Raw genomic sequence first — 23,349 nt, 5'->3', positions numbered from 1 at the left:
TTACGCCCGCTCGCTGCCGGTAAATGCATAATCGCACCAAGTGCGACGAAGCAGTCACCGACGGCGTGGGAGGCACTGACGATGGCGTGGCTGCTGGTGGTGATCGCCGGGATCCTGGAGACGGGATTCGCGGTCTGCCTGAAGCTCTCGCACGGTTTCACCCGGCTGTGGCCGACGATCGCCTTCGCCGCCTTCGCCCTCGGCAGCTTCGGTCTCCTCACCCTGGCGCTGCGGAAGCTCGACGTGGGTCCGGCGTACGCGGTGTGGACGGGGATCGGCGCGGCCGGGACGGCGATCTACGGGATGGTCTTCCTCGGCGACGTGGTCTCCACGCTCAAGATCGTCTCGATCACCCTGGTCATCGTGGGGGTCATCGGGCTCCAGCTCTCCGGCTCGGCGCACTGAGGCCCCACCGGCAGGGCCGGTGCGACGATGTGGCTGAGGGCGATCCGTACGGCCAGCTCGCAGCCGGCCGCCCACCGCTCCCCCGCGCAGGCCGCGGTCTCCGCGACGAGTTCGCCGGGCGCGGGCGGCCCGGCGTCGGCGCGCCGCTGGGCGGGGACGGGGGCGGGCCGGGCGCCGGGCCGGGCCGGCCGGGGCTGGGGCAGCCGCTCGTTCCAGGCGCCGGTGAGCAGGGCCCGCAGTATCGGGCGGACGGCGGCGCGGGCGACGATCCACTCGGCGACCTGGACGAGGTTCCGCTCGGGCGGGGCGGGGGCGGCGAGCAGGCGCCGGACGCCGTGCAGGTAGGCGTCGGCCTCCCTGCGGACGAGGGCGCGGGCCAGTCCGTCCTTGCTGCCGAACTCGTTGTAGAGCGTCTGCCGGGAGACCCGGGCGGCGCCGGCGAGGTCGGCCATCCGCACGGCGGACCAGGGGTGGTGCGCGAGCGCGGCGAGCGCGGCGTCGAGCAGGGCCTCGCGGGCGTTCGCCATCCTCACCTCCGGGAGGGAACGGTTCTCCGCTCAGCGTCGACAGGCACCCGGGCGCTGTCAAGGCTCCCGTGGACGCTTCTCCGCGCTTCGCGCATCGGGGACGTGGACGCTTCCCCGTGCCTTCGCGCCTCGGGGGCATGGACGCTTCCCCGTGCCTTCGCGCCTCGGGGGCATGGACGCTTCCCCTTGCCTTCGCGCCTCGGGGATAGAGTGCCGACCATGGCCGACTACCACGATGATCTGCGTCTCGCCCACGTCCTCGCGGATGCCGCCGACGCGGCCACCATGGACCGATTCCAGGCGCTCGACCTGAAGGTCGAGACGAAGCCGGACATGACTCCGGTGAGCGAGGCCGACAAGGCGGCGGAGGAGCTGATCCGCGGACAGCTCCAGCGCGCCAGGCCGCGTGACGCGATCCTCGGCGAGGAGTACGGCGTGGAGGGCTCGGGCCCGCGCCGCTGGGTGATCGACCCGATCGACGGCACGAAGAACTACGTGCGCGGGGTGCCGGTCTGGGCGACCCTGATCGCGCTGATGGAGGCCGGGGAGACCGGGTTCCAGCCGGTGGTGGGCGTGGTGTCCGCCCCGGCGCTCGGCCGGCGCTGGTGGGCGGCGAAGGGGCTCGGCGCGTACACGGGCCGCAGCCTGGCCTCGGCGACCCGGCTCGGCGTCTCGAAGGTCGCCTCGCTGTCGGACGCCTCCTTCGCGTACTCCTCGATCAGCGGCTGGGAGGAGCGGGGCCGCCTCGACGGCTTCCTCGACCTCACGCGCGCGTGCTGGCGGACCCGGGCGTACGGCGACTTCTGGCCGTACATGATGGTCGCGGAGGGTTCCGTGGACATCTGCGCGGAGCCGGAGCTGTCGCTGTGGGACATGGCCGCGGTCGCGGTCGTGGTCCAGGAGGCCGGTGGCACGTACACGGGCCTGGACGGGCGGCACGGCCCGCACAGCGGGAACGCGGCGGCGTCGAACGGCCTGCTCCACGGCGAGCTGCTGAGCTACCTGAACCAGGAGAACGCGCAGGGCTGAGCACCCTCCGGCCAGGAGAACGCGCGCCCCTGACGCTCCCGGGGGGCGCGTCGCGCGCCCCCTTGTCGGTCTCCTCCCCCGGTGCAACTCTGAGAGTCCCCCCGCTTGTGAACTTGTGAATCCTTTCTCAATGAGGGATCGGGATTCACCAAGGAGGTGGCTCCGTCCATGCTCGTCCGTGACGCCATGAGCACCGTGGTCCTCACCATCGGCCCCGCCCACACCCTCCGACAGGCCGCCCGGCTGATGGCCGCGCGCCGCGTCGGCGCCTGCGTCGTCCTCGACGGCGACGCCGGCGGACTCGGCATCCTCACCGAGCGCGACATCCTCAACTCGATCGCCCGCGACCAGGATCCCGACCACGAGACCGCCGACGCCCACACCACCCGTGACGTCGTCTTCGCCGCGCCCACCTGGACCCTGGCGGAGGCGGCCGAGGCCATGACGCACGGCGGCTTCCGCCACCTCGTCGTCCTCGACGACCGGGGACCGGTCGGCATGGTCTCCGTACGCGACATCATCCGCTGCTGGGTCCCGGTGCACAGCGTCGCGGGATGACGCGAGAGCGGGCCGGACTCCCGTACGGAAGTGCGGCCCGCTCCCTCCCTACGGCAAGCGCCCTCAGCCGCGCAGGGCCTGGACCGCGGCCTCCAGCCGCTTGCCGAAGTCTCCGTCCGCCCGGCGGAAGTTGTCGATCGCCCGCTCGGCGATGTCCTCGCGCGAGACCTTGGCGATGAAGCCGGCCAGGTTCGCGATGAGGCGGCGCTTCTCGTCATCGGACATCAGACGGTAGAGGTCGCCCGCCTGGACGAAGTCGTCGTCCTCGGCGTGCGAGGCGGCGGCGTGCTCGCCGGTCACACCGGTGACGGCGGAGCCGGCCCAGAGCGGCCGGTCCGTCTGGCGCGGGCCGCCGAAGCTGTTCGGCTCGTAGTTCTTCGCGCCCCCGTGGCGGCCGTCGTAGAGGAAGCCGTCACGGGAGTGGGTGCGCGCTTCGGTGGCGTGCGGGCGGTTCACCGGCAGGTGGTCGGCGTTGATGCCGACGCGGTAGCGGTGGGCGTCCCCGTACGCGAAGAGGCGGCCCTGGAGCATCTTGTCCGGGGAGGGGCCGATGCCCGGCACGAAGTGCGCGGGGCTGAAGACCGACTGCTCGACCTCGGCGAAGACGTTCTCCGGGTTGCGGTTGAGCTCCAGCTTGCCGATCTCGATCGGCGGGTAGTCCTCGTGCGGCCACACCTTGGTGAGGTCGAACGGGTTGAAGCGGTAGGCCGCCGCGTCGGTCGCGGGCATGATCTGGACCTGCACGGTCCAGCTCGGGTAGTCGCCGCGCTCGATGGCCTCGCGCAGATCGCGCTGGTGCGAGTCCGGGTCCTCGCCGGCGAGGCGGTTGGCCTCGTCCTGGGTGAGGTTCTTGATGCCCTGGTCGGTCTTGAAGTGGTACTTGACCCAGAAGACCTCGCCGGCCGCGTTGTTCCACTGGAAGGTGTGCGAGCCGTAGCCGTTCATGTGGCGGTACGAGGCGGGGATGCCGCGGTCGCCGAAGAGCCAGGTCACCTGGTGGGTCGACTCCGGGGAGAGGCCCCAGAAGTCCCAGACGTTGTCCGCCTCCTGCGAGCCGGTGTACGGGTCGCGCTTCTGGGTGTGGATGAAGTCGGGGAACTTGATGGCGTCCTTGATGAAGAACACCGGCGTGTTGTTGCCGACGAGGTCGTAGTTGCCCTCCTCGGTATAGAACTTCAGCGCCCAGCCGCGGGGGTCGCGCACGGCGTCCGCCGCGCCGAGGTTGCCCGCGACGGTGGAGAAGCGCAGGAAGGTCTCGGTCTCCTTGCCGACCTCGGAGAGGAACTTCGCCCGCGTCCACCGGGTGACGTCACGGGTCACCGTGAAGGTGCCGTAGGCGCCCGCGCCGCGCGCGTGGACCACGCGCTCCGGGATGCGCTCGCGGTTGAAGTGGGCGAGCTTCTCCAGGAGGAGCTGGTCCTGGACGAGGACCGGCCCGCCGACGCCCGCGGTCTCGCTGTTCTGGTTGTCGGCGACCGGAGCCCCGGCCTCCGTGGTGAGCGGTCCCTGCGTCACGTGCGCCTCCTGCGTCATGGACTGCGTGTGCCGTCCTTCGTCCTGTCCTCGACTAAACCCTACAATAGACATTGTCTAAGTCAAGAAAGCATCCAAAGTCACACCCGTTCGGGAACCCCTTGCCCCGACTGTTAGGCTGGCCCTCATGAGTGACCTGTTGGAACGACTGCGCGGACGCGGCTGGCGAATGACCGCGCAGCGGCGCGTCGTGGCCGAGGTCCTCGACGGGGACCATGTACACCTGACCGCCGACGAGGTCCACGCGCGCGCCGTGACGAGGCTGCCCGAGATCTCGCGCGCCACCGTGTACAACACGCTGGGCGAGATGGTCACCCTCGGCGAGGTCATCGAGGTCGCGACCGACGGACGCGCCAAGCGGTACGACCCGAACGCCCACCGGCCCCACCAGCACCTGGTCTGCGGCCGCTGCGGCGCGATCCGCGACGTGCACCCGGCCGGCGACCCGCTGGCGGACCTCCCGGACACCGAGCGCTTCGGCTTCGTGATCTCGAACGTCGAGGTCACCTACCGGGGCCTCTGCCCGAGCTGCGCCACGACGGCCTGACCACCGTCGGAGAAGCCCCCGCCTCGGCGGGGGCTTCTTTCGTGCGCCCGACACGGGTGTACGACTTCGTCCGTCCGACACGGATGTACGACGAAGGCCCGGATCCAGTGACTGGATCCGGGCCTTCGTTGCTACTGAGTAGCGGGGACAGGATTTGAACCTGCGACCTCTGGGTTATGAGCCCAGCGAGCTACCGAGCTGCTCCACCCCGCGTCGGTGAACACAACCTTACGGGACCATCCGGAGCAGGGCAAATCCGTTAGGCCGTGAGCTCCTGGTGCAGCGCCTCGCTCAGCCGGGCCGCCCGCTCGGCGACCTCCGCCGGGCCCAGCTCCACCGCGCGGTCGCACCAGCGGCGGCCCTCGGTGAGCTCACCCCGGCGCGCCGCGAGCAGCGCGAGCCGGAGGGCGGCGCGGCCGTGGCCGGCGCGGGCCGCGCGGGTCCACCAGAGGGCGGCCTCCCGCTCGCTGCCCTCGCGGGCGAGCAGCAGCCCGAGGTTGAAGGCGCCGTTGCGGCTGCCCGCCTCGGCGGCCTCGCGGTACCAGCGGTCGGCCTCGGCCAGGTCGCCGCGCCCGGCGGCGAGCATCCCGACCCGCACCTGGGCGCGCCGGTGGCCCTGCTGGGCGGCCCGCTCGTACCACGCCTCGCACTCGGACTTCTCCTCGCGGGGCGCGCCGAGCACGGCGGGGCCGGGCTCGGGGCGGCGCGCGTCGAGCACCGAGGCGAGCCGGAAGGCGGCCTCGGCGCTGCCGCCGCCGGCCGCGCAGCGCAGGTGCCGCTCGGCGGTCTGCTCGTCGCCGTCCCGCAGGGCGGCGATGCCGACCTGGAGGGCGGCCTCGGTGTGTCCGGCGGCCGCGGCCCGCTCGTACCAGACGAGGGCCGTGCGGTCGTCGTCGCGCCCGGCGTGCAGGATGCCCAGGTTGAAGGCGGCGTCGACGCTGCCGGCCTCGGCGGCCTTGGAGAACCAGGGCTCGGCGCCGTTGGCGTCGCCGGCCTGGAGGAGCAGCACGGCGAGCGCGTTGGCGGCCTCGCGGTGACCGGCGTAGGCGGCGCGCCGGTACCACTGCTCGGCCTGCGGGATGCGGTCCTGGGCGGCGCAGAGCAGCCCGAGGTTGTAGGCGCCGTTCACGTCGCCGGCGTCCATGGCGGCCCGGTACCAGCGCTCGGCGGTCTGCTGCTCGCCGCGGGCGGCGTGCAGGGCGCCCAGCGCGTTGGCGGCGTTGCCGTCGCCGTCCTGGGCGGCGCGCAGCCACCACACGGCGGCGCTCTCCTCGTCGCCCGCGTCGCGGAGCAGGAAGCCGAGGGCGCAGGCGGCCTTCGCCTCGCCCTCCTTGGCGGAGCTGAGGTACCAGCGACCGGCCTCCTTGAGCTCGCCGCGGTGCTCCAGGATCGCGCCCAGGTGGAGCGCGGCGCGCCGGTGGCCGCGCGCGGCGGCCTGCCGGAACCACTGCTCGGCCTCGGCGGCCGCTCCCGCGGGCTCGCCGGAGGGCTGCCCGGGGATGGCGGTGCCGGTCGCGACCGGGCCGCCGGGGACGATCGCCGCGGTGCCCGGGACGGGGAGCCGGGTGCCGGTCTCGTGCGGCCCGCGGGTGGTCTCGGTGACGCGGCGCTCCAGGGCGAGGGCGAGGCGGTAGGCGGCCTCGCGGTGGCCCTGTTCGGCGGCGGCGCGCAGCCAGCGCTCGGCGCCGACGTCGCTGCGGTGCTCCAGGAGGTCGGCGAGGGCGTAGGCGCCGAGGGCGTGGCCCTGCTCGGCGGCCTGGCGCAGCCAGTACTCGGCGGCCGGCTCGTCGCCGCGCTCGCGGTGGTGGCGGCCGAGGGCGTGGGCGGCGGGTGCGGAGCCTGCGACGGCGGCGACGCGCCACCAGCCGGCGGCCTCGTCGGGGTAGCCGCGCTGGTGCAGCAGGACGCCGAGGTTGTTGGCGGCGGCCCGGTCTCCCTCGGCGGTGGCGCCGCGCAGGTACGGCTCGGCGCCGTCGAGGTCACCGCGGCGCAGCAGCAGCGCGCCGAGCGCGCTCATCGAGGCGAGGTCGCCGCGCTCGGCGGCCCGTCGGTGCCGGGCCTCGGTCTCGGTCTCGGTCTCGGTCTCGGTCTCGGTCTCGGCGTCGGTGTCTGCGGTGGTGTCGACGGCAGCGACGACGGCCCCCGCTGCCTCGATGATCTCGTCTGCGGCGTTCCTGGCGTGCCGCTGCACAAACCGCCCTGTCTCCAACAGAGTTGCCCTGTCCCCCATAAATACCATCGTCGCACCACCCACACCCGAGCACACCTGGTATACCGCAGCCAGTGAGGTCACTCAGCGTTTTGTCGACATGCCCACAGAGAGACAAGTCAAACACGACTCACGCCAACTCGCCCCTTCCCTACCGCCCTTCGGCACCCCCCGGCACGCCGACACACGACAAGGGCCCGGATCCTTATGGATCCGAGCCCTTGTCCTGAGTAGCGGGGACAGGATTTGAACCTGCGACCTCTGGGTTATGAGCCCAGCGAGCTACCGAGCTGCTCCACCCCGCGTCGGTGAACCAACAGTACCACGACGCGGGGACGGAAAACCTCAGGTCAGCCGCCTGATCCCGGCGTCTTGAGCTTCGCTCCGGCGTCCGCGGCCCGCTGGAGCGCCGCCTGGAGGTCCTCCTGGGCCTTGCCGTACGCGGTCCAGTCGCCCTTCTGCAGAGCCGCCTGGCCGGCGTCGTACGCCTTCTGGGCGTCGGCGATGGCCTGCTTGAGGGCGGCGTCGTTCGAGGCCGGCGGCTGGGTCGTGCCGGGCGGCTTCGTGGTGCCCGGCGGGGTCGTCGGCGCGGTGGGCGCCTCCACCCCGAAGACCGCGTTGAGCGCCTGGGTGAGGGTGTCCTCGAACACCGTGGTGTCCTTGGTGGTGTCGCCCTCCGGCTGGTCCGCGTCCACGTACGACACCGCGACCTTCTTCAGGAGCGGGTAGAGCGCGTTGCGTCCCTGGGCGTACACCGGCTCCACGTACAGGAACCCGCCGTCGAGCGGCACGGTCAGCAGGTTGCCGTACTGGATGTCGGAGTCGGCGCCCTTCATGTCCCGGACGAAGGTCGCGACGGAGGGCAGGCCGTTGAGCTTGCTCTGCACCTGCGCCGGGCCCGGCACGTCCGAGGTGACCCGCAGCAGTCTCAGCCGGCCGTATTCCTTGCTGGTGGCGTCGGCGTCGACCGCCATGAAGGCGCCCAGGTTGGGCCGCCCGTTCGGCGTGAACGTCGTCGTCAGCGAGAAGCGCTGCGCCGTGTCCCCGGGCATCTTCATGCTCAGGTAGTACGGCGGGACCGCGTTGCCGTCCTTGTTGGTCGGGTCGTCCGGCACCTGCCAGGCGTCCGAACCGCTGTAGAACTGCGCGGGGTCGGTGACGTGATAGCGGGTCAGCAGCTCGCGCTGGACCTTGAACATGTCCTGCGGGTAGCGCAGGTGCGCGAGCAGGTCGCCCTTGACCTCGGACTTCGGCTCGACGGTGCCGGGGAAGGCCTTCATCCAGGTCTTCAGGACCGGGTCCTGGGTGTCCCACTCGTAGAGCTTCACCGTGCCGTCGTAGGCGTCGACGGTGGCCTTCACCGAGTTGCGGATGTAGTTGACCTGGTTCTGCTGGGCGACGACCGTGCGCTGCTGGTTGCCGACGGTCAGCGAGTCGGCCGTGGTGTCGCCGAGCGTGGTGCGCGAGGCGTACGGGTAGCCGTTGGACGTGGTGTAGGCGTCGACGATCCACTGGATGCGGCCGTCGACGACCGCCGGGTAGGCGTCGCCGTCGATGGTCAGCCAGGGCGCGACGGCCTCGACGCGCTCCTTGGGCGTGCGGTTGTAGAGGATCCGCGAGCCGTCGCCGATGGCTCCCGAGTAGAGGATCTGCGGCTCGCTGAAGGCCACCGCGTACGCGGCGCGGTTGAAGGTGTTGGAGAGGCTGACGCCGCTCTTCTCCTTGTAGCTGGTGGTCTTCTCGCCGTTCTCCTCGTAGTCCAGCTCCTTCTGCGGGCCGCCCACGATCGAGTACTGGTCGGTCTTCTCGCCGTAGTAGATCCGCTGCTGGTACGTGCCGAGCGTGCCGGTCGTCGGCAGTCCGGACTCGGTGAAGACCGGGGAGCCGTTGGCGTCGGTCTGGGTGCCCGAGGCCAGGATCGCGCCGTAGCCGTGGGTGTAGGTGAAGTGGTCGTTGATCCAGTTCCGCTTCGGGATGCCCTTGATGTTGAGCTCGCGCAGACCGACGACGGTGTCCTTGCCGGCGTAGCGGTCGACGTCCAGGGTGGTCGGGAACTGGTAGTACTTCCGCTTCTGCTCCAGCTGCTGGAACGTCGGCGACACGATGTTCGGATCGAGGATGCGGTAGCTGGCCGCCGTGTCGGCGTCCGCCCGCAGCGTGTCCTTGGCCTTGACCGTCGACTTGCCCGAGTAGTTCTCGGCCTTCGTCGCGTCGATCGCGTACGCCTTGCGGGTCGCGTCGATGTTCTTCTGGATGTACGGCGCTTCCTTGGCCTGCTCGTTCGGCTGGACCTGGAACTTCTGCACGATGGCCGGGTACAGGCCGCCGATCAGGATCGCGGAGAGCACCATCAGGCCGAAGCCGATCACCGGCAGCTGCCAGGTACGGCGCCAGAGCGTCGCGAAGAACAGCAGCGCGCAGATGACGGCGATGCAGAACAGGATGGTCTTCGCCGGCAGGTACGCGTTGGCGTCGACGTACCGCAGGCCCGTCCAGTTGCCGGTGGCCTTGAAGTCACTGGACTTCACCGCCAGGCCGTACCGGTCGAGCCAGTACGCGACGGCCTTGAGCGCGACGAAGAGGCCGAGCAGCACCGAGAGGTGGCCGGTGGCCGCGGCGGTGGCACGCGCGCCCGGGCTGGTGATCCGCAGCCCGCCGTACAGGTAGTGCGTGAGCGCGGCGGCGATCAGCGACAGGACGATGGCGGCGAAGCCGAAGCCGAGGAGGAAGCGGTACCAGGGCAGGTCGAAGGCGTAGAACGACACGTCGAGGCCGAACTGCGGGTCCTTCTGGCCGAACTCCACGCCGTTGACCCACATGAGCCAGGTGCGCCACTGGCCGGACGCGGAGGCGCCGGCGGTCAGGGCCACCAGGGTGGTGACCGCGAGCAGCACCCACTTCTTGAACGGGGCCAGACCCATCCGGTACCGGTCGAGGCTCTGCTGCTCCAGGGACATCGCGCTGAGCGGCGGCCGCAGCCGGAACGCCAGCCAGATGTTGAAGCCGACGGCGATCCCCATCAGCAGACCGAAGACCGCGAAGAGACCGATCTTGGTCCACAGGGTGGTGGTGAACACGGACGAGTAGTGGACCGAGCGGTACCAGAGCCAGTCCGTCCAGAACCCGGCGAACATCACGAACGCCATGGCCAGAACGGCCAGCACCCCGAGTGTCATGAGCAGGGTGCGGGCCCGCCGGGACGGCCGGCCGACTCTCATCCTTGGCCCGGACGGGCCTTGGCCGCGGTCCGGCATCTGGAAAGCCAACGTGCGCCCCTCGATGTTGATGCGTCTGAAAGCGTTGATGGTCTGAACGCGTTGATGGGTCTGAAAGCAGGCCCCGCGATCGTAGAGCCCACTGGTGCAACTTACTGAGGCTTTACCTAGTTCCCGTCTTCCGGGGAAGAGGAGGCAGGATATTGGTCATGTCCAACCTTTCCCCCTCCGGCCCGGCCATGGCCGCGAGCCCCCTCACCCGTGCCGTGCTCGAGATCGACGAGTACGCGTCGGGCCTCGGCTGGGACCAGCCCGCCCGCCTGTTCGCCCTGGTCGACACCGCTCGGCTGCGCGCCCAGGAGCCCAAGCTCGCCTCCCAGCTCGGCCTGGGCGACGACACCACCGCCTACACCCCGATCGAGCAGGACAAGCTGCCGCGCGGCAAGGCCCTCGACGAGTTCCTCGGCACGATCGCCTGGCCCGAGGCCGTGGCCGGCTGCGCCCTGACCGTGGAGCGGCTCATGCTGCCCCCGTCGGCCGAGGCCCAGGTCCCGCAGGGCCTGAGCGAGAAGCAGCTCGCCAAGTGGGTCGCCGGGCACCCGGACCGCCAGGAGGTCCGGATGACCGTCGCCGTGCTGCGGGACGGCACCCGCGAGGCGGCGATCCGGCTGCGCGAGAAGGACTCCCCGACCGAGGTGCTGACCGGCCCCGACCTGGTGCCGGGCCTCGCCGAGGCGCTGACGGCGACCTTCGAGAGCTGAGAGCCCGTACGTACGGAAAGGGGCGCCGGGTCGTGTCGACCGGGCGCCCCTTCGCGTCACCGCCGGCGCGTGTGTCAGCTCTTCGTCGAGCAGCTCGGCAGCGACTTCGTGTCGCCCTTGCTGAGCTTCTCCAGCGACTTCGTGGCGTCGTCGATCGTGTTCACCTTGATCAGGGTGAGTCCGGCGGGCGTGTCCGCGGCGGCCGACTCGCAGTTGTCGGCCGGGGTGAGGAAGTACTGGGCGCCCGCGTTCCGCGCGCCGACCAGCTTCATCTCGATGCCGCCGATCGGGCCGACCTGGCCCTTGTCGTCGATGGTGCCGGTGCCGGCGATGAACCGGCCGTCGGTGAGGCTCTCCGGAGTCAGCTTGTCGACGATGCCGAGGGCGAACATCAGGCCGGCGCTGGGGCCGCCGACGTCGGCCAGCTTGATGTCGATCGTGAACGGGAAGACGTGGTCGGTGCCGGCCTGGATGCCGACGACGGCCCGGTCGCCCTCCTCGGAGGTGGTGGTCTTGATGACCACCTTCCGGGTGACGGTGGGCTCTTTGTGGGCCTTCTCGGCGGCCGCCGCCTCCTTGGCCGGGACGATCGTGAACTCGACGTCCTGGCCCGGCTTCCGCTTCGTCACCTGCTTGGCGACATCGGCCTGCTCCTTGACCGGCACGCCGTCGACGGCCTTGATGACGTCCCCGGCGTGCAGCTTGCCCTCGGCCGGGGCGCCCTTGACGACGGTGGCGACGACGACCCGGGCCACCACCGGGATGTCCAGCTCCTTGAGGGCCGCCACCTTGGCGCTCTCCTGGGACTGGCTGAACTCCTCGGCGTTCTCCTGGCTCGACTGCTCCTCGGTCTTGCCGTCCGGGTAGAGCGTGTCGTGCGGCACCACCACGTTGTCGTGGGCCAGCCATCCGTAGACGGCCTCGACGGCGTTCATCTTGTAGTCCGCGCTGGTGACGCGGACCGTCGTCATGTTGAGGTGACCGTCGGTCGGGTAGGTCTTGCGACCGGAAATCTGGAGGACCGGCTCTCCCCTGGCCTCGCCGAGGGTGTTGACCGTGGGCCCCGGGCTCATCTCCGCGTACGGCACCGGGATCAGGACGCCCGCGATGAGCAGACAGATCAGGACCAGGGTGGAGGCGAGCATCGTCGCGGTGCGGCGTGGCATGGAACGACAGTACGGGACTCGCCTGTGCGCGCACCCCTGGGGCGGTCCGTACGAGGTTGCTCCGCGTCAGCCGGACGGCGAGGTGGTCACGGCCGAGGCCGTCGCGGCCGGCTCGCGCTCGGGCCGGGCGGAATCGGCGACCGCGGTGTGGGACCGCTCCATGGCGTCCCGGAAACGTGCGTAGCCGGCGAGTTCCGCCACGTCGCCTATGGTCTTGTTCCTCGAAGCCCAGCTTCCCCATATCGCCGCGCCGACGACTGCGAAAAGCGGAATCAGCAACCAGGCCAGCGCTGCCATCCCGACCTCCCATCCCCAGTGAGTTGATCAGCAGACTGTTTCATCTGTGGGACCAACGCTCGCGCGTGGGGGGCGGTTACGCAAATCGGGCGTTCGGCTACACGGTGTCGGCGCGTCGCCTTGCGGCCCTCAGCAAGCCCCCACCCTCCCCCAGACTTCGTCCGGGGGGACCCCCATGCAAGGGGCGAAGGCTCAACAGGCGCCGACCCACTCTTCGGTGCCGTCCGAGAAGGTCTGGTGCTTCCAGATGGGGACCTCGTGCTTGAGGTCGTCGATCAGCTTCCGGCAGGCCTCGAAGGCCTCGCCGCGGTGCGGGCAGGACACGGCGACGACCACCGCGATGTCGCCGACGCGCAGGTCGCCGACGCGGTGCACGGCGGCCAGGGCACGGACCGGGTAGTTCGCGACGACCTTCTCCGCGACGCGGCGCAGCTCCGCCTCCGCGGTCGGGTGGCAGGAGTAGCCCAGCGCGTCGACGTCCGCGCCGCCGTCGTGGTTGCGGACGGTGCCGACGAAGAGCGTCGTGCCGCCGGAGGCGTCGTCTCCGACGGCCCGGAAGACCTCGTCGAGCGAGAGCGGGGTGTCACGGATCGCGAGCAGCTTGATCGGGTCGTCCGCTGCCTGCTCGCCGGGGTGGTCGTACGTCTGCGCCATGCGCCCATGGTGCCGCACGGCTCCGACATCCGGTAAGGGACCTTTCTACCTGTGGACGAAACCCTCCGTAGGAGGGTCCTACAAGCCGTCCGCTACAGCCCCCGCCGCTTCCGCATCTGCCGGACCAGGGCTGCCGTGCCGAGCAGCGCCACCGTCGCGCCGGCCGCTCCGGCCGCCGTCGCGTCCTTGCGGCCCAGGCGGCGGCCGGCGACCGTGTGGCGGCCCTCGACCTCCCCCAGGAGCGCGGCGAGGACCTCCTCGTTCGTCCACTTCGGGCGCCAGCCGGCGTCGTGCAGCCGTCCGACGCTCACCACCCAGGGGTGCATCGTGTAGGCGAGGTCGCCCGCCGGGGACGGGGTGAGCCCGATCCGGTGGAGGCGGGCCGCGGTGCCGAGGGCGACCGCCGAGGGCAGCTCCATGCGCCGGATCCCGGAGAGCTCCTCGACCTCCTCCTGTTCGAGCCAGCCCTCGCAGCCGACAGCGAACTCCCCGTCGACCTTCTCCAGGGCCGCGTACTCCAGGGCGCTCACCAGGTCCTCGACGTGGCAGAACTGCCAGGTGGGCCGGGAGCCGGCGACGACGAGCAGCCGGGGCGACTCGAAGTAGCGGGTCAGCGCCGTGTCCGTACCGCCCACGAGGACGGCGGGGCGCACCACGGTGACGTTCAGGCCGGGGTGGGCGCGGGGGGCGCGGCGGCCCAGGCGCTCGATCTCCAGCAGGTCGCCGACGCCGGTGGCCTCCGCCGTCGCCCTGAGCTCGGCGTCCTCGGAGAGCGGGATGTCGTTGTCGGGCAGGGCGCCGTAGACCATCGCGGAGGTGCAGAGCACCACGCGGTGGACCCCGGCCGCGGCGGCGGCGGTCAGCACGGTCTGCGTGCCGCGCACGTTGTAGGCCGTCCGGGCGGCGGGGTCGGTCTCCAGGTCGAGGTCGACGGCGAGGTGCACGACGACGTCCGCGCCGCGCAGCTTCTCGGCGATGGCCGGATCGCGCACGTCGAGGATGTGCCACTGCGCCTCCTCGACCTCGCCCCGGCGCTCGTCGATGGCGATGACCCGCTTGATCTCGTCGGAGGCGGCGAGGCGTCTGGTCAGCAGGTCACCGACACCGGAAGCGGCGCCGGTGACCGCGACGACGGGTCCGCGCACGGCGGACCGGGTTGAGTGGTTTCGCGCTCCGCGAACCTGTGGATCTGGGGAACTCACCGGGCGTCTCCAGCGGTTGTCTTCAGTACGTGCGCGCATGACGCGTACGGACCAGGTGGCGTCCATCCTGCCGCAGGGCACGGCCCGGCGGAGCACCGAGCCCATTTCCGGCCCGGATGTCTACGCTGGTGGTGTGCGGGGCCTGTCTGGACAGGCCCTGGTCGGGCAGTCGCCGTCGGCAGGAGGCCGGCGGCCCTACGAGCCGAGGAAACCTGTGAGTGACACCCCATTCGGATTCGGCCTTCCGCCGGAGGAGCCGGAGAACGGCGACGAGGGCAAGAAGAAGGACCCCGCCGGAGGTGGCCAGGGGTCCGGTGGCAACCCGTTCGGTGCGAACCCGTTCGGCTTCGGCGGGCTGCCCGGCATGGGTGGTGCCGGCGGGGCGGACAATCCGTTCGCCGCGATGTTCGGCTCCCTGAACCCCAACGATCTGGGCGCGGCCTTCCAGCAGCTCGGGCAGATGCTGAGCTACGAGGGCGGTCCCGTGAACTGGGACATGGCCAAGCAGATCGCGCGCCAGGTGGTGGCCCAGGGCACCGCCGACGGCACGAAGGACGCGAGCGTGGGTCCGGCCGAGAAGTCCGCGGTCGAGGAGGCCGTGCGCCTGGCCGACCTGTGGCTCGACCAGGTCACCTCGCTGCCCTCCGGCGCGGGCACGGCCGTGGCCTGGAGCCGCGCGGAGTGGGTCGAGGCGACGCTGCCCGCGTGGCAGCAGCTGGTGGACCCGGTCGCCGAGCGGGTCGGCTCGGCGATGGGCGACGTCCTGCCGCAGGAGATGCAGGCCATGGCCGGGCCGCTGATCGGCATGATGCGCTCCATGGGCGGCGCCATGTTCGGCCAGCAGATCGGGCAGGCCGTGGGCGCCCTCGCCGGTGAGGTGGTCGGCTCGACGGACGTCGGCCTGCCGCTGGGCCCGGCCGGGCGTGCCGCGCTGCTGCCGCTGAACATCGAGGCCTTCGGCAAGGACCTGGGCGTCCCCTCGGACGAGGTGCGGCTCTACCTGGCCCTGCGCGAGGCCGCGCACCAGCGTCTCTTCGCGCACGTGCCGTGGCTGCGGGCGCACCTCTTCGGCGCGGTCGAGGGGTACGCGCGCGGGATCAAGGTCGACACCTCGAAGCTGGAGGAGGCCGTCGGCCAACTCGACCCGACGCACCCGGAGCAGCTGCAGGAGGCGCTCCAGCAGGGCATGTTCCAGCCGGAGGACACCCCCGAGCAGAAGGCGGCGCTGGCCCGTCTGGAGACGGCGCTCGCGCTGGTCGAGGGCTGGGTGGACGCGGTGGTCCACGAGGCCGCGAAGTCGCGGCTGACCTCGGCGGACGCGCTGCGCGAGACGCTGCGCCGGCGCCGGGCCTCGGGCGGTCCCGCCGAGCAGACCTTCGCGACGCTGATCGGTCTGGAGCTGCGTCCGCGCCGGCTGCGGGACGCGGCGCGCCTGTGGGCCTCGCTCACCGACGCGCGCGGGGTCGACGGCCGGGACGGTCTGTGGGAGCACCCGGACATGCTGCCGACGGCGACGGACCTGGACGACCCCGACGGCTTCGTGCACCGGGAGCACCTGGACTTCTCCGAGCTGGACAAGATGCTCGGCGAGGCCGCCAAGGGCGAGGGCACCGAGGACGGGGACGACGAGAAGTGAGCCTGTACGACGACGCGGTCCTCGTCCTGAAGGGGTACGAGGACCAGCCGGAGCTGCGCGATGTCTACCTGGCGCATCTCGCCGAGCATCCGGACGGCATGTACAAGCCGTGCGGGGCGGGCCATCTGACCTCCAGCGCGCTGGTGATCGACCCTGCGCGGGGGCGGGTGCTGCTCACCCTGCACAAGAAGCTGGGCATGTGGCTCCAGATGGGCGGTCACTGCGAGGCGGGCGATCCGACGGTGGAGGCGGCGGCGCTGCGCGAGGCGGCCGAGGAGTCCGGCATCACCACGGGTCTGACCCTGCTGCCGGGCGGCCCGGTGCGTCTCGACCGGCATCCGATCCCGGCGCCGTGCCACTGGCACCTGGACGTGCAGTACGCGGCGCTCGCCCCGGCGGACGCGGTGGCGGAGATCAGTGACGAGTCGCTCGACCTGCGCTGGTTCGCGTACGAGGACGTGGCGGACGTGGCCGACACGTCGGTGGTGGAGCTGCTGAAGGGCACGCTGGCGCGGCTGGCGTGAGCATGCGTGAGGGGCGGTCTCCGGTGGAGACCGCCCCTCGTCCGCGTCTGCTCAGTTCCAGGCGTTGTTCTGGTTCTGGGCGTGGGCGCCGTGCTGGCCGGCGCCGAACTGGGCGGCGATGCCCTGGCCGATGGCCGCGTGCTGCGGGGGCATGACCTCGCTCGGCTGGACGAGCGCGAAGCCCTGGCCGAGGAAGCTGAGCTCCCAGCCCTCGCCCGTGTTCCCGCGGCGGCGCATCACGCTGGAGTTGGTCGTCTGCGCCTGCATCTGGACGCGCAGCCCGGTGGACCAGGCGACGATCGCGTCGGCGTCGACGCTGACGTACTTCTCGGGCGTGACCTGCATCATCAGCGGCTGCCCCGAGGTCATCAGGGCGACCTTGCCGCGGCCGGAGATGTTGAGCTGGTACTTGCCGGAGCCGGAGATGCCGTACTGGCTGTCGACGGCGATGACCTCGGTGTGGAGGGTCGAGTCGAGCGCCAGGACGTAGGCGCTGTCGACGGTCAGGCCGTCCTGCTCGACGTCCACGATGTGGACGTGCTGGGCGAGGTTGGCGAAGTAGACCGTGCCCTGTCCTGAGCAGCGCATGAGGTCGAGGCCCTCACCGGTGCGGGCCTGGGCCCGGCGCTGGTTCGGGGTCTTGTACTCGCCGTCGAAGTCGACGAGGCCCTGGTACGCGACCATGGCGCCCTTGCGGGCGAGGACGTCGTCCTGCCCGGTGAGGCTGACCCGCAGGAGCTGCGGGTTCTGGATGACGTACCGCTCCTGGCTCTGCTGTTCGGCGTGGTTGAAAAGCGGGCTCTGCATGGTGTGTTCTCGCTCCCCCTCAGCCCCGGGCCCGCAGGCGGTCGGTGCTGTCCTCGCTCGGCTGTACGACGACGATGCCCTGGCCCGAGAAGGCCATCTGGTATGCCTCGCCGCTGCCCCGCCCGATGAGGGAGGACGCCTTGAAGCTGCGCTTGCCCTTGACCTTGAGCGCGGGCGACCAGGCGACGAGCGCGTCGGGGTCGACGTAGGTCTCGTCCTCGCCGCGGCCGCAGTCGACGACGATCGGCGTGCCGCGCGAGGTGAGCGCGACCCAGCCGGTGCCGGCGATCTCCACGTTGAACAGGCCCTGGCCCGCGAACTTGGCGAGGCCCTTGACCCGCTCGACGCCCCACTGGAGGTGGGCGTCGAAGGCGAGCACGTTGGTGCCGTTGACCGAGATCGAGTCGTTCTGCAGGTTGATCACGACGACGTCGGCGCCGTAGTCGGCGAGGTAGAGCAGTCCGTCGCCGGAGCACTTCATGATGGGCGCGCCCTCGCCGGTGGCCCACTGCTGGGCGACCTGGCGGACGGCGGGCGGGTTGGGCTCGTAGGTGATGAAGCCCTCGTAGGCGACCATCGAGCCGGTCCGGGCGTACAGGTCCTGGCCGGAGGCCATGGCGACCTTGAGCATGGTGCGGCCGTGGTTCTCCATCCGGGCCGCGACGGGGGTCGGGGCGTAGCCCGCGAGTTGCTGGTTCATGACGGGCTCCCTCAGACCTCGTAGGGCTGGACGACGATGAAGTTGCCGGGGGCTCCCCGGAACTGGAGGTTCACGGTCTCCCCGCTGTGGCCCGGGTAGGCGTTGCGGCGGAGCCGCACCTGGCTGGAGAGGACGACCTGGGACGCGGCGGACCAGGCGACGACGGCGTTGCAGTCGGCGAAGGTCGTCGGCGTGACGGGCAGGACGACGGGGACGCCGTGGGTCTTCACGACGACGGTGCCGGTGCCCTGGAACTGCATGGTGAACAGGGCGCCGCCGGGGATGCCGTGGCCCTCGATGCGGCGGACCTCGTACTGCAGGGACTCGTCGAACGCGAGGACGTTCTCGGCGGAGACGCAGATGCCGTCGCCCTGGAGCTCGATCGGGTGCAGGTGGGCACCGTTCTCGGCGAGGAAGACCTGGCCGCGGCCGGTGCAGCGCATGAGCTGCATCTCCTGGCCGGTGGCGTTGCCGACGATCCGGCCGGCGAAGCCCGCGCCCTTGTAACCGAAGTCGACCTTGCCCTGGTACATGACCATGGAGCCCTGGCGGGCCAGGACGGGGACGCCGCCCATGCTGAGGTCGACCCGCATGAGCTGCTGGTTCTGCGGGGTCCAGCGGGCGCCGGTGGCGGTCTCCTTGTACGGCGCGAGCGCGGCGGCGAGCCCCGCTCCGGCCGCGGGCACGCCCTGCGGGACGCCGGGCTGCTGCCCGTACGCCGGGGGCTGCTGCCCGTACGGGCCGGGGGCGGGCTGCCCGTACGGGGGCGTCTGCTGCGGCTGGCCGTACGGGGCCTGCGACGGCTGGCCCTGACCGGGGTACGGGGCGGGGGTCTGGCCCGGGATCTGTCCGGGGTACTGGCCGGGAGGCTGGCCCGGCACCTGGCCGTACTGCGGCTGCGGCGGCTGCCCGTAGGGGGCGGGGGCCGGCGCGGGCGGCGGCACGGGAGCCGGGGCCAGGGGCGCGACCATCGTCGGCTGCGAGTGGACCGGCTGCGCGGGCGGGACGGGCGCGGGCGGGGCCGGCGGAGCGCCGAACGCGGGCGCGGGAGCCGGCGCGGGCGCGGCGGGCGCGCCGAAGGCCGGGGGCGCCGCCGCCTGCTGCGGCGGGGCGAAGCCGGGGGCCGCGGCCTGCTGCTGCGGGGCGGCGGGCTCCTCCTCGGCGACCTCGCCGCCGAAGTTCCGCAGGAGCGCCTCCAGGCCTCCGTCGAAGCCCTGGCCGACCGCGGCGAACCGCCACACGTCCTTGAGGTAGAAGTCGCCGAGCATCACCGCGCGTTCGGTGGAGAACTCCGCGCCCGTGAACGCGTAGCGCGCGACCTCCTCGCCGCCCGCCACGATCCGCAGGTGACCGGGGCCGACCTGGGACATCTGACCGGCGCCGTCGATCGTCGCGGTGAACGACAGCTTGTGGATGTTCGCGGGGATGCGGTCGAGCGTGACGCGGAAGGACTCGGTGTCACCGGACTGCGCGCCGAGCAGCTGGATGGACTCCTCGGGCGACTTCGGCTGGTTGAAGAAGACGAAGTAGCGGTCGTCGGAGAGCCGCTCGTCCGCGTCGAGCCCGAAGCAGCTGATGTCGAAGGTGAGTCCGGGCGCCGCGATCTGCACACCGACGTACAGATCGGTACCCGCGGTCAGATCACTGATCTTGGCCTTGTGGCCGCGTTGGAATTCCCTGGCCATGCGTAACGACCGTCCCCCATCCCGAATGGCGAATGCTCGCGCCAGGCTAACCGCTGGGCACGACATTGAGACAGGCCAGGTCCTCTTCCCGTCCTCTTCGGTACGGAATCGGGAAAAACTCGCGCACGCGCGCGTGGCGGTCCCGTCACTCCTCGCGAGCGGCCTCGCCGGCGGCCGGAAGGTGCGGCAGACGCGCGGCGGCGGCCACGCCCTCCAGGTAGCCGCGCGCCCGCTCGGTGCGGGGGTACGCCTCCAGGAGCCGCCAGAACCGGGGGCCGTGCCCGGGGACGAGGAGGTGGGCGAGCTCGTGCAGGAGGACGTAGTCGACGACGTACTCGGGCATGCCCTGGAGCCGGTGCGAGAGGCGGATGCTGCCCTCGGAGGGGGTGCAGGAGCCCCAGCGGGTGTTCTGGTTGGTCACCCAGCGGACGGAACGGGGGCGCGCCCGGCCCTCGAAGTACTGCTCCGAGAGGTGCAGCGCGCGCTCGGTGAGCTCGCGGTCACCGAGGACGCCACGGCTCTCCTGGGCGGCGAGCTTGTCCAACATGACGCCCACCCAGCGGCGCTCCTCCGCCTCCGACATGCGGGCCGGGATGAGCACGATGGTCCGGTCGCCCTCGCGGTAGGCCGAGACGGTTCTGCTCCGCCGTGGGCTTCTGCGGACCTCGACCGCACTCGTCCCCGCCCCGCGGGGCGGTTCGCTGGTCACGCTGCGCTGTGGGTCGGCGGGCACGGCCCCGACGTTACCCGCTGTCCGAGGGGGAAGTCCCGCCCCGGGAGTGGTTTCGGAAACGATCGGACCCCTCCGCCCACCATATTGAACGACTAATCCCCTGGCCTGTGGACAACTTTCGGCGGCCGTCGCGGCGGCGGGGCATTCTCACCTCGGGGCGACGGAATGCGTTGTCGATCATGAATGACCTCTCGGAGGGGGCGGGGAAATGCATCCGATGGTGAAACCGGCGCTGCGCCGGGCGTGGCGGAGTCTGCGGTGCGTGCAGTTCGGCGTCGCCCCGGCGCACGCGGTGGTGCTCGACCCGGTCGACCCGGCGACCGGGTCGGTGCTCGGTCTGCTCGACGGCACCCGCGGGACCGCGCTGCTGCGGGCCGAGGCCCGGGCGCTCGGCCTCCCGGACGGACGCCTGGAGGCGCTCCTGGGCCGCCTGGAGTCGGCCGGGCTGCTCACGGACGCCGCGACCGGGCGGCCCGGGAAGGCCGGTCCGGCCGCCGGCGCGGTGGACGTGGCGCTCGATCCGCTCCGCGCCGACCTGGCCTCCCTCTCCGTGGTCCACCCCGAGCCGGACCGGGCGGCACGGGCCCTGGCGGCCCGGCGGGCCCTGCGCGTCCAGGTCCGGGGCGCGGGCCGGGTGGGGACGACGGTGGCGGCGCTGCTCGCGGCGGCGGGCGTCGGCTCGGTCGAGGTCCTGGACTCGGGCCGGGTCGAACCCTGGGAGACGTCCCCGGGCGGGCTGCCGGCCGAGTCCGTCGGCGAGCGCAGGGCGATGGCGGCCCGGCGCCTGGTGGGGCGCTGGACCCGGGAGGCGGGACGACCCGGGCGACCCGGCGGGGCACGCACGGGCGGCGCCCGGAGCGGATCGGGTGAAGGCCGGGGCGAGCCCGGGTTGTCACTCATCGTGGTGACACCACGGGACGGCCTCGGGGCGTACATCCCCGATCCGGTCGCCGCCGAGCCTTGGATCTCCACGGGCACCCCTCACCTCTACGCGGGCGTCCTGGAGGCGACGGGAGTCGTCGGGCCGCTCGTCCTCCCCGGCGGCACGGCCTGTGCGCGGTGCCTCCAGGAGGAGCGGACGGACCGGGCCCCGGTGACGCCCCGACTCCTCGCCCAGTGGCGCTCCGGCGCCCCGCATCCGCTGCCCGCCTGCGACGTGGGCCTCGCGACGGCGGTCGCCGGGCTGGCCGCCGCGCATGCGCTGGCCTTCCTGGACGGGGACCTCCCGGCGAGCACCGGCACCCGGTGGCAGGCCTCGCCGCCGCTCCTGGAGTGGCGGATGGAGCGGCTGAGACCGCACCCGGCGTGCCCCTGCGGGGCGGCGCGCCGAGAAGAAGGGGAGCGCGCCTCGGCGGTCGGGGACGCGCAGGACACAATGGCGGGGTAACGGCACTGCGCGGCACGGCAGTCTGGGTTTTGGAGGGGCGTATGTCTGATCTTCCCCGGAAGGCGGTCACCCGGACCGCCAAGTTGGCCGCGTTGCCACTGGGCTTCGCGGGCCGGGCCACCTGGGGCCTGGGCAAGCGGATCGGCGGCAGATCGGCGGAGCTCGTCGCCCGCGAGCTCCAGCAGCGCACGGCGGAACAGCTGTTCAAGGTGCTGGGCGAGCTGAAAGGCGGGGCCATGAAGTTCGGACAGGCCCTGTCCGTGTTCGAGTCGGCCCTTCCGGAGGAGGTCGCCGGGCCCTACCGGGCTGCGCTGACGAAGCTTCAGGACGCGGCCCCGCCGATGCCGACGCGCACGGTGCACACGGTCCTGGAGGAGCGGCTCGGCGCCGCGTGGCGGGAACTTTTCCTGGAGTTCGAGGACAAGCCGGCGGCGGCGGCCTCGATCGGGCAGGTGCACCGGGCCGTGTGGCACGACGGGCGCGAGGTCGCGGTGAAGGTGCAGTACCCGGGGGCCGGGGAGGCGCTGCTCTCGGACCTGACGCAGCTGAGCCGCTTCGCCCGACTCCTCGGCCCGCTGATCCCGGGCATGGACATCAAGCCGCTGATCGCGGAGATGCGGGACCGGGTGTCGGAGGAGCTGGACTACGCCCTGGAGGCGGAGGCCCAGCGGATCCACGCGGAGGAGTTCGCGGACGATCCCGACGTGGTGGTGCCGGCGGTGGTGCACCAGTCGGAGCAGATCCTCGTGACGGAGTGGATGGACGGGGTGCCGCTCGCGGAGGTGATCGCGGACGGCACGGAGGCGCAGCGCGACCGGGCGGGCCAGCTGCTCGCCCGCTTCCTCTTCTCGGGCCCCGCGCGGACGGGTCTGCTGCACGCCGATCCGCACCCCGGGAACTTCCGGCTGCTGCCCGGCGCGGACGAGGACGAGGGGCCGGAGGGCTGGCGGCTCGGCGTCCTCGACTTCGGCACGGTGGACCGGCTGCCGGGCGGGCTGCCGGAGACGATCGGCACGTGTCTGCGGAGGGCGGTCGCGGGCGAGGCCGACACGGTCTACGAACTGCTGTGCGCGGAGGGCTTCGTCAAGGAGTCCGTCGTCCTGGACCCGGACGCGGTCCTCGCCTACCTGCTGCCGATCATCGAGCCGGCCGAGGTGGAGGCCTTCGCGTTCAGCCGTGGCTGGATGCGGGCGCAGGCGGCGCGGATCGCCGATCCCCGCTCGCCCGCGCACCAGTTGGGCAAGCAGCTGAACCTGCCGCCGTCGTATCTGCTGATACACCGGGTGACGCTGAGCACGATCGGGGTGCTCTGCCAGCTGAACGCGACGGTCGCCCTACGAGCGGAGCTGACCGACTGGCTCCCGGGATTCGCCCCCGAGAACCCCACGTAGAACCCCCGCCCCCGCCCACAACGGGGTGGGTGGGGGTTACCACCAGGATGAGTCGAGGCGGCCTTCGATGGCGCGGATGTTTTCGCGCGCGCACTCCTCGCAGAAATACTCCCGCCGGCCGTTCTCGACCGAGCAGGTCCAGGTCACCGGGACGGACTCGGCGGTCCTGCCGCAGCGGGCGCAGGAGACGGGCTCCTTGGGGACGCGGGCTTCGTTCACCCTGGTGACGATAGCCCGGCGCGGGGCCGCGGTGCGGACAACGCACCGGGGGGGGGGGGGGGGGGGGGGGGGGGGCCGCGTGTGGGGGGGGGGGGGGGGAGGGGGGGGGGGGGGGGGGGGGGTTTTGGGGGGGTGGTGGGTGGACGCCTCTCTTTTCTAGCCAA

General features: G+C 72.0%; 22 protein-coding genes and 2 tRNA genes. 9 read left to right on the top strand and 15 right to left on the bottom strand.

Going from position 1 to position 23,349, the window contains the following annotated elements; genetic code table 11:
• The first annotated feature begins 81 nt into the window (after nucleotides 1-81).
• Nucleotides 82-405, top strand: a complete 324-nt coding sequence (locus tag ACZ7HT_RS22050) for a DMT family transporter (RefSeq protein ID WP_116158946.1) — start codon at nucleotides 82-84, stop codon at nucleotides 403-405.
• Here ACZ7HT_RS22050 and ACZ7HT_RS22045 read toward each other — a convergent pair.
• Nucleotides 297-932: a TetR/AcrR family transcriptional regulator gene (locus ACZ7HT_RS22045; protein ID WP_471168371.1), complete on the bottom strand. Its 636-nt coding sequence runs from the start codon at nucleotides 930-932 to the stop codon at nucleotides 297-299. The genes ACZ7HT_RS22050 and ACZ7HT_RS22045 overlap by 109 nt on opposite strands.
• 219 nt (nucleotides 933-1,151) lie before the next feature.
• Between ACZ7HT_RS22045 and hisN the strand changes: the two genes are divergently transcribed.
• Nucleotides 1,152-1,961: a histidinol-phosphatase gene (gene hisN, locus ACZ7HT_RS22040; RefSeq protein ID WP_471168368.1), complete on the top strand. Its 810-nt coding sequence runs from the start codon at nucleotides 1,152-1,154 to the stop codon at nucleotides 1,959-1,961.
• Nucleotides 1,962-2,129: 168 nt separating this feature from the next.
• Nucleotides 2,130-2,519, top strand: a complete 390-nt coding sequence (locus ACZ7HT_RS22035) for a CBS domain-containing protein (protein WP_116158949.1) — start codon at nucleotides 2,130-2,132, stop codon at nucleotides 2,517-2,519.
• 63 nt (nucleotides 2,520-2,582) lie between these two features.
• Here ACZ7HT_RS22035 and ACZ7HT_RS22030 read toward each other — a convergent pair whose 3' ends face one another.
• Nucleotides 2,583-4,052, bottom strand: a complete 1,470-nt coding sequence (locus ACZ7HT_RS22030) for a catalase (protein ID WP_471168365.1) — start codon at nucleotides 4,050-4,052, stop codon at nucleotides 2,583-2,585.
• A gap of 127 nt (nucleotides 4,053-4,179) precedes the next feature.
• Here ACZ7HT_RS22030 and ACZ7HT_RS22025 point away from each other — a divergent pair, with 127 nt between their 5' ends.
• Nucleotides 4,180-4,599 (top strand): Fur family transcriptional regulator, encoded by a 420-nt coding sequence (locus ACZ7HT_RS22025; protein ID WP_116158951.1) that lies wholly within the window; start codon nucleotides 4,180-4,182, stop codon nucleotides 4,597-4,599.
• A gap of 139 nt (nucleotides 4,600-4,738) precedes the next feature.
• On the opposite strand, the gene ACZ7HT_RS22020 is transcribed toward ACZ7HT_RS22025, so the two are convergent.
• The 4 genes from ACZ7HT_RS22020 to ACZ7HT_RS22005 form a co-directional block, all read right to left on the bottom strand.
• Nucleotides 4,739-4,812, bottom strand: a tRNA-Met gene (locus ACZ7HT_RS22020).
• A gap of 46 nt (nucleotides 4,813-4,858) precedes the next feature.
• Nucleotides 4,859-6,838 (bottom strand): tetratricopeptide repeat protein, encoded by a 1,980-nt coding sequence (locus ACZ7HT_RS22015; RefSeq protein WP_471168363.1) that lies wholly within the window; start codon nucleotides 6,836-6,838, stop codon nucleotides 4,859-4,861.
• 201 nt (nucleotides 6,839-7,039) lie between these two features.
• A tRNA-Met gene (locus ACZ7HT_RS22010) sits at nucleotides 7,040-7,113 on the bottom strand.
• A gap of 45 nt (nucleotides 7,114-7,158) precedes the next feature.
• Nucleotides 7,159-10,062: a UPF0182 family membrane protein gene (locus tag ACZ7HT_RS22005; RefSeq protein ID WP_471168360.1), complete on the bottom strand. Its 2,904-nt coding sequence runs from the start codon at nucleotides 10,060-10,062 to the stop codon at nucleotides 7,159-7,161.
• Nucleotides 10,063-10,232: 170 nt separating this feature from the next.
• Between ACZ7HT_RS22005 and ACZ7HT_RS22000 the strand changes: the two genes are divergently transcribed.
• On the top strand, nucleotides 10,233-10,784 hold the full coding sequence (locus ACZ7HT_RS22000) for a PPA1309 family protein (RefSeq protein ID WP_471168358.1): 552 nt from the start codon (nucleotides 10,233-10,235) through the stop codon (nucleotides 10,782-10,784).
• Between the two features lie 74 nt (nucleotides 10,785-10,858).
• Here the strand turns inward: ACZ7HT_RS22000 and ACZ7HT_RS21995 are convergent, their stop codons facing one another.
• From ACZ7HT_RS21995 to ACZ7HT_RS21980, 4 genes are all read right to left on the bottom strand, one after another.
• The gene (locus ACZ7HT_RS21995) at nucleotides 10,859-11,950 is read right to left on the bottom strand and encodes a YlbL family protein (RefSeq protein WP_471168355.1); all 1,092 of its coding nucleotides are present in this window, start codon (nucleotides 11,948-11,950) and stop codon (nucleotides 10,859-10,861) included.
• A 66-nt stretch (nucleotides 11,951-12,016) separates the two neighbouring features.
• Entirely contained in the window at nucleotides 12,017-12,151 is a 135-nt protein-coding gene (locus tag ACZ7HT_RS21990; RefSeq protein WP_471168840.1) for a hypothetical protein, read from the bottom strand.
• Between the two features lie 288 nt (nucleotides 12,152-12,439).
• Entirely contained in the window at nucleotides 12,440-12,901 is a 462-nt protein-coding gene (locus tag ACZ7HT_RS21985) for a molybdenum cofactor biosynthesis protein MoaE (protein WP_471168352.1), read from the bottom strand.
• 92 nt (nucleotides 12,902-12,993) lie between these two features.
• A complete protein-coding gene (locus ACZ7HT_RS21980; RefSeq protein ID WP_471168350.1) occupies nucleotides 12,994-14,103 on the bottom strand; it encodes an SDR family oxidoreductase in 1,110 nt (369 codons plus the stop codon).
• Between the two features lie 214 nt (nucleotides 14,104-14,317).
• On the opposite strand from ACZ7HT_RS21980, the gene ACZ7HT_RS21975 reads away from it, so the two are divergent.
• Complete coding sequence (locus ACZ7HT_RS21975) at nucleotides 14,318-15,739, top strand: zinc-dependent metalloprotease (RefSeq protein ID WP_471168347.1); 1,422 nt, start codon at nucleotides 14,318-14,320, stop codon at nucleotides 15,737-15,739.
• Complete coding sequence (locus ACZ7HT_RS21970; protein ID WP_471168344.1) at nucleotides 15,736-16,263, top strand: NUDIX hydrolase; 528 nt, start codon at nucleotides 15,736-15,738, stop codon at nucleotides 16,261-16,263. Before ACZ7HT_RS21975 ends, ACZ7HT_RS21970 begins: the two co-directional genes overlap by 4 nt.
• 51 nt (nucleotides 16,264-16,314) lie before the next feature.
• Here the strand turns inward: ACZ7HT_RS21970 and ACZ7HT_RS21965 are convergent, their stop codons facing one another.
• The 4 genes from ACZ7HT_RS21965 to ACZ7HT_RS21950 all read right to left on the bottom strand — a co-directional run bounded on the left by ACZ7HT_RS21965 (nucleotide 16,315) and on the right by ACZ7HT_RS21950 (nucleotide 20,188).
• Entirely contained in the window at nucleotides 16,315-17,070 is a 756-nt protein-coding gene (locus tag ACZ7HT_RS21965) for an AIM24 family protein (protein WP_471168342.1), read from the bottom strand.
• Nucleotides 17,071-17,089: 19 nt separating this feature from the next.
• Nucleotides 17,090-17,770, bottom strand: coding sequence for an AIM24 family protein (locus tag ACZ7HT_RS21960; RefSeq protein WP_184931397.1), 681 nt, complete (start codon nucleotides 17,768-17,770; stop codon nucleotides 17,090-17,092).
• An 11-nt stretch (nucleotides 17,771-17,781) separates the two neighbouring features.
• Nucleotides 17,782-19,455 (bottom strand): TerD family protein, encoded by a 1,674-nt coding sequence (locus ACZ7HT_RS21955; RefSeq protein WP_471168339.1) that lies wholly within the window; start codon nucleotides 19,453-19,455, stop codon nucleotides 17,782-17,784.
• 145 nt (nucleotides 19,456-19,600) lie between these two features.
• Nucleotides 19,601-20,188, bottom strand: a complete 588-nt coding sequence (locus tag ACZ7HT_RS21950) for a M48 metallopeptidase family protein (protein ID WP_471168336.1) — start codon at nucleotides 20,186-20,188, stop codon at nucleotides 19,601-19,603.
• 208 nt (nucleotides 20,189-20,396) lie between these two features.
• Here ACZ7HT_RS21950 and ACZ7HT_RS21945 point away from each other — a divergent pair, with 208 nt between their 5' ends.
• Entirely contained in the window at nucleotides 20,397-21,575 is a 1,179-nt protein-coding gene (locus ACZ7HT_RS21945) for a TOMM precursor leader peptide-binding protein (RefSeq protein ID WP_471168333.1), read from the top strand.
• Nucleotides 21,576-21,616: 41 nt separating this feature from the next.
• Nucleotides 21,617-22,966 carry an ABC1 kinase family protein gene (locus ACZ7HT_RS21940; RefSeq protein ID WP_471168331.1) on the top strand — a complete coding sequence of 450 codons (1,350 nt, stop codon included), beginning with the start codon at nucleotides 21,617-21,619 and terminating at the stop codon, nucleotides 22,964-22,966.
• A gap of 36 nt (nucleotides 22,967-23,002) precedes the next feature.
• Here the strand turns inward: ACZ7HT_RS21940 and ACZ7HT_RS21935 are convergent, their stop codons facing one another.
• Nucleotides 23,003-23,185: a hypothetical protein gene (locus ACZ7HT_RS21935; RefSeq protein WP_471168329.1), complete on the bottom strand. Its 183-nt coding sequence runs from the start codon at nucleotides 23,183-23,185 to the stop codon at nucleotides 23,003-23,005.
• Nucleotides 23,186-23,349 lie beyond the last annotated feature (164 nt).

This window comes from Streptomyces sp. NPDC037410, assembly GCF_055602235.1.
This window is presented reverse-complemented; position numbering and strand designations above follow the sequence as displayed.

What these genes read in the sequence shown, in the direction of transcription:
- ACZ7HT_RS21960 (WP_184931397.1), bottom strand. Translation starts at nt 17,770, where the DNA reads ATGAACCAGCAACTCGCGGGCTACGCCCCGACCCCCGTCGCGGCCCGG.
- ACZ7HT_RS21940 (WP_471168331.1), top strand. Translation starts at nt 21,617, where the DNA reads ATGTCTGATCTTCCCCGGAAGGCGGTCACCCGGACCGCCAAGTTGGCC.
- ACZ7HT_RS21995 (WP_471168355.1), bottom strand. Translation starts at nt 11,950, where the DNA reads ATGCCACGCCGCACCGCGACGATGCTCGCCTCCACCCTGGTCCTGATC.
- ACZ7HT_RS22000 (WP_471168358.1), top strand. Translation starts at nt 10,233, where the DNA reads ATGTCCAACCTTTCCCCCTCCGGCCCGGCCATGGCCGCGAGCCCCCTC.
- ACZ7HT_RS21965 (WP_471168342.1), bottom strand. Translation starts at nt 17,070, where the DNA reads ATGCAGAGCCCGCTTTTCAACCACGCCGAACAGCAGAGCCAGGAGCGG.
- ACZ7HT_RS21945 (WP_471168333.1), top strand. Translation starts at nt 20,397, where the DNA reads ATGCATCCGATGGTGAAACCGGCGCTGCGCCGGGCGTGGCGGAGTCTG.
- ACZ7HT_RS22005 (WP_471168360.1), bottom strand. Translation starts at nt 10,062, where the DNA reads ATGCCGGACCGCGGCCAAGGCCCGTCCGGGCCAAGGATGAGAGTCGGC.
- ACZ7HT_RS22030 (WP_471168365.1), bottom strand. Translation starts at nt 4,052, where the DNA reads ATGACGCAGGAGGCGCACGTGACGCAGGGACCGCTCACCACGGAGGCC.
- hisN (WP_471168368.1), top strand. Translation starts at nt 1,152, where the DNA reads ATGGCCGACTACCACGATGATCTGCGTCTCGCCCACGTCCTCGCGGAT.
- ACZ7HT_RS22035 (WP_116158949.1), top strand. Translation starts at nt 2,130, where the DNA reads ATGCTCGTCCGTGACGCCATGAGCACCGTGGTCCTCACCATCGGCCCC.
- ACZ7HT_RS22015 (WP_471168363.1), bottom strand. Translation starts at nt 6,838, where the DNA reads ATGGTATTTATGGGGGACAGGGCAACTCTGTTGGAGACAGGGCGGTTT.
- ACZ7HT_RS22025 (WP_116158951.1), top strand. Translation starts at nt 4,180, where the DNA reads ATGAGTGACCTGTTGGAACGACTGCGCGGACGCGGCTGGCGAATGACC.
- ACZ7HT_RS22045 (WP_471168371.1), bottom strand. Translation starts at nt 932, where the DNA reads ATGGCGAACGCCCGCGAGGCCCTGCTCGACGCCGCGCTCGCCGCGCTC.
- ACZ7HT_RS22050 (WP_116158946.1), top strand. Translation starts at nt 82, where the DNA reads ATGGCGTGGCTGCTGGTGGTGATCGCCGGGATCCTGGAGACGGGATTC.
- ACZ7HT_RS21955 (WP_471168339.1), bottom strand. Translation starts at nt 19,455, where the DNA reads ATGGCCAGGGAATTCCAACGCGGCCACAAGGCCAAGATCAGTGATCTG.
- ACZ7HT_RS21985 (WP_471168352.1), bottom strand. Translation starts at nt 12,901, where the DNA reads ATGGCGCAGACGTACGACCACCCCGGCGAGCAGGCAGCGGACGACCCG.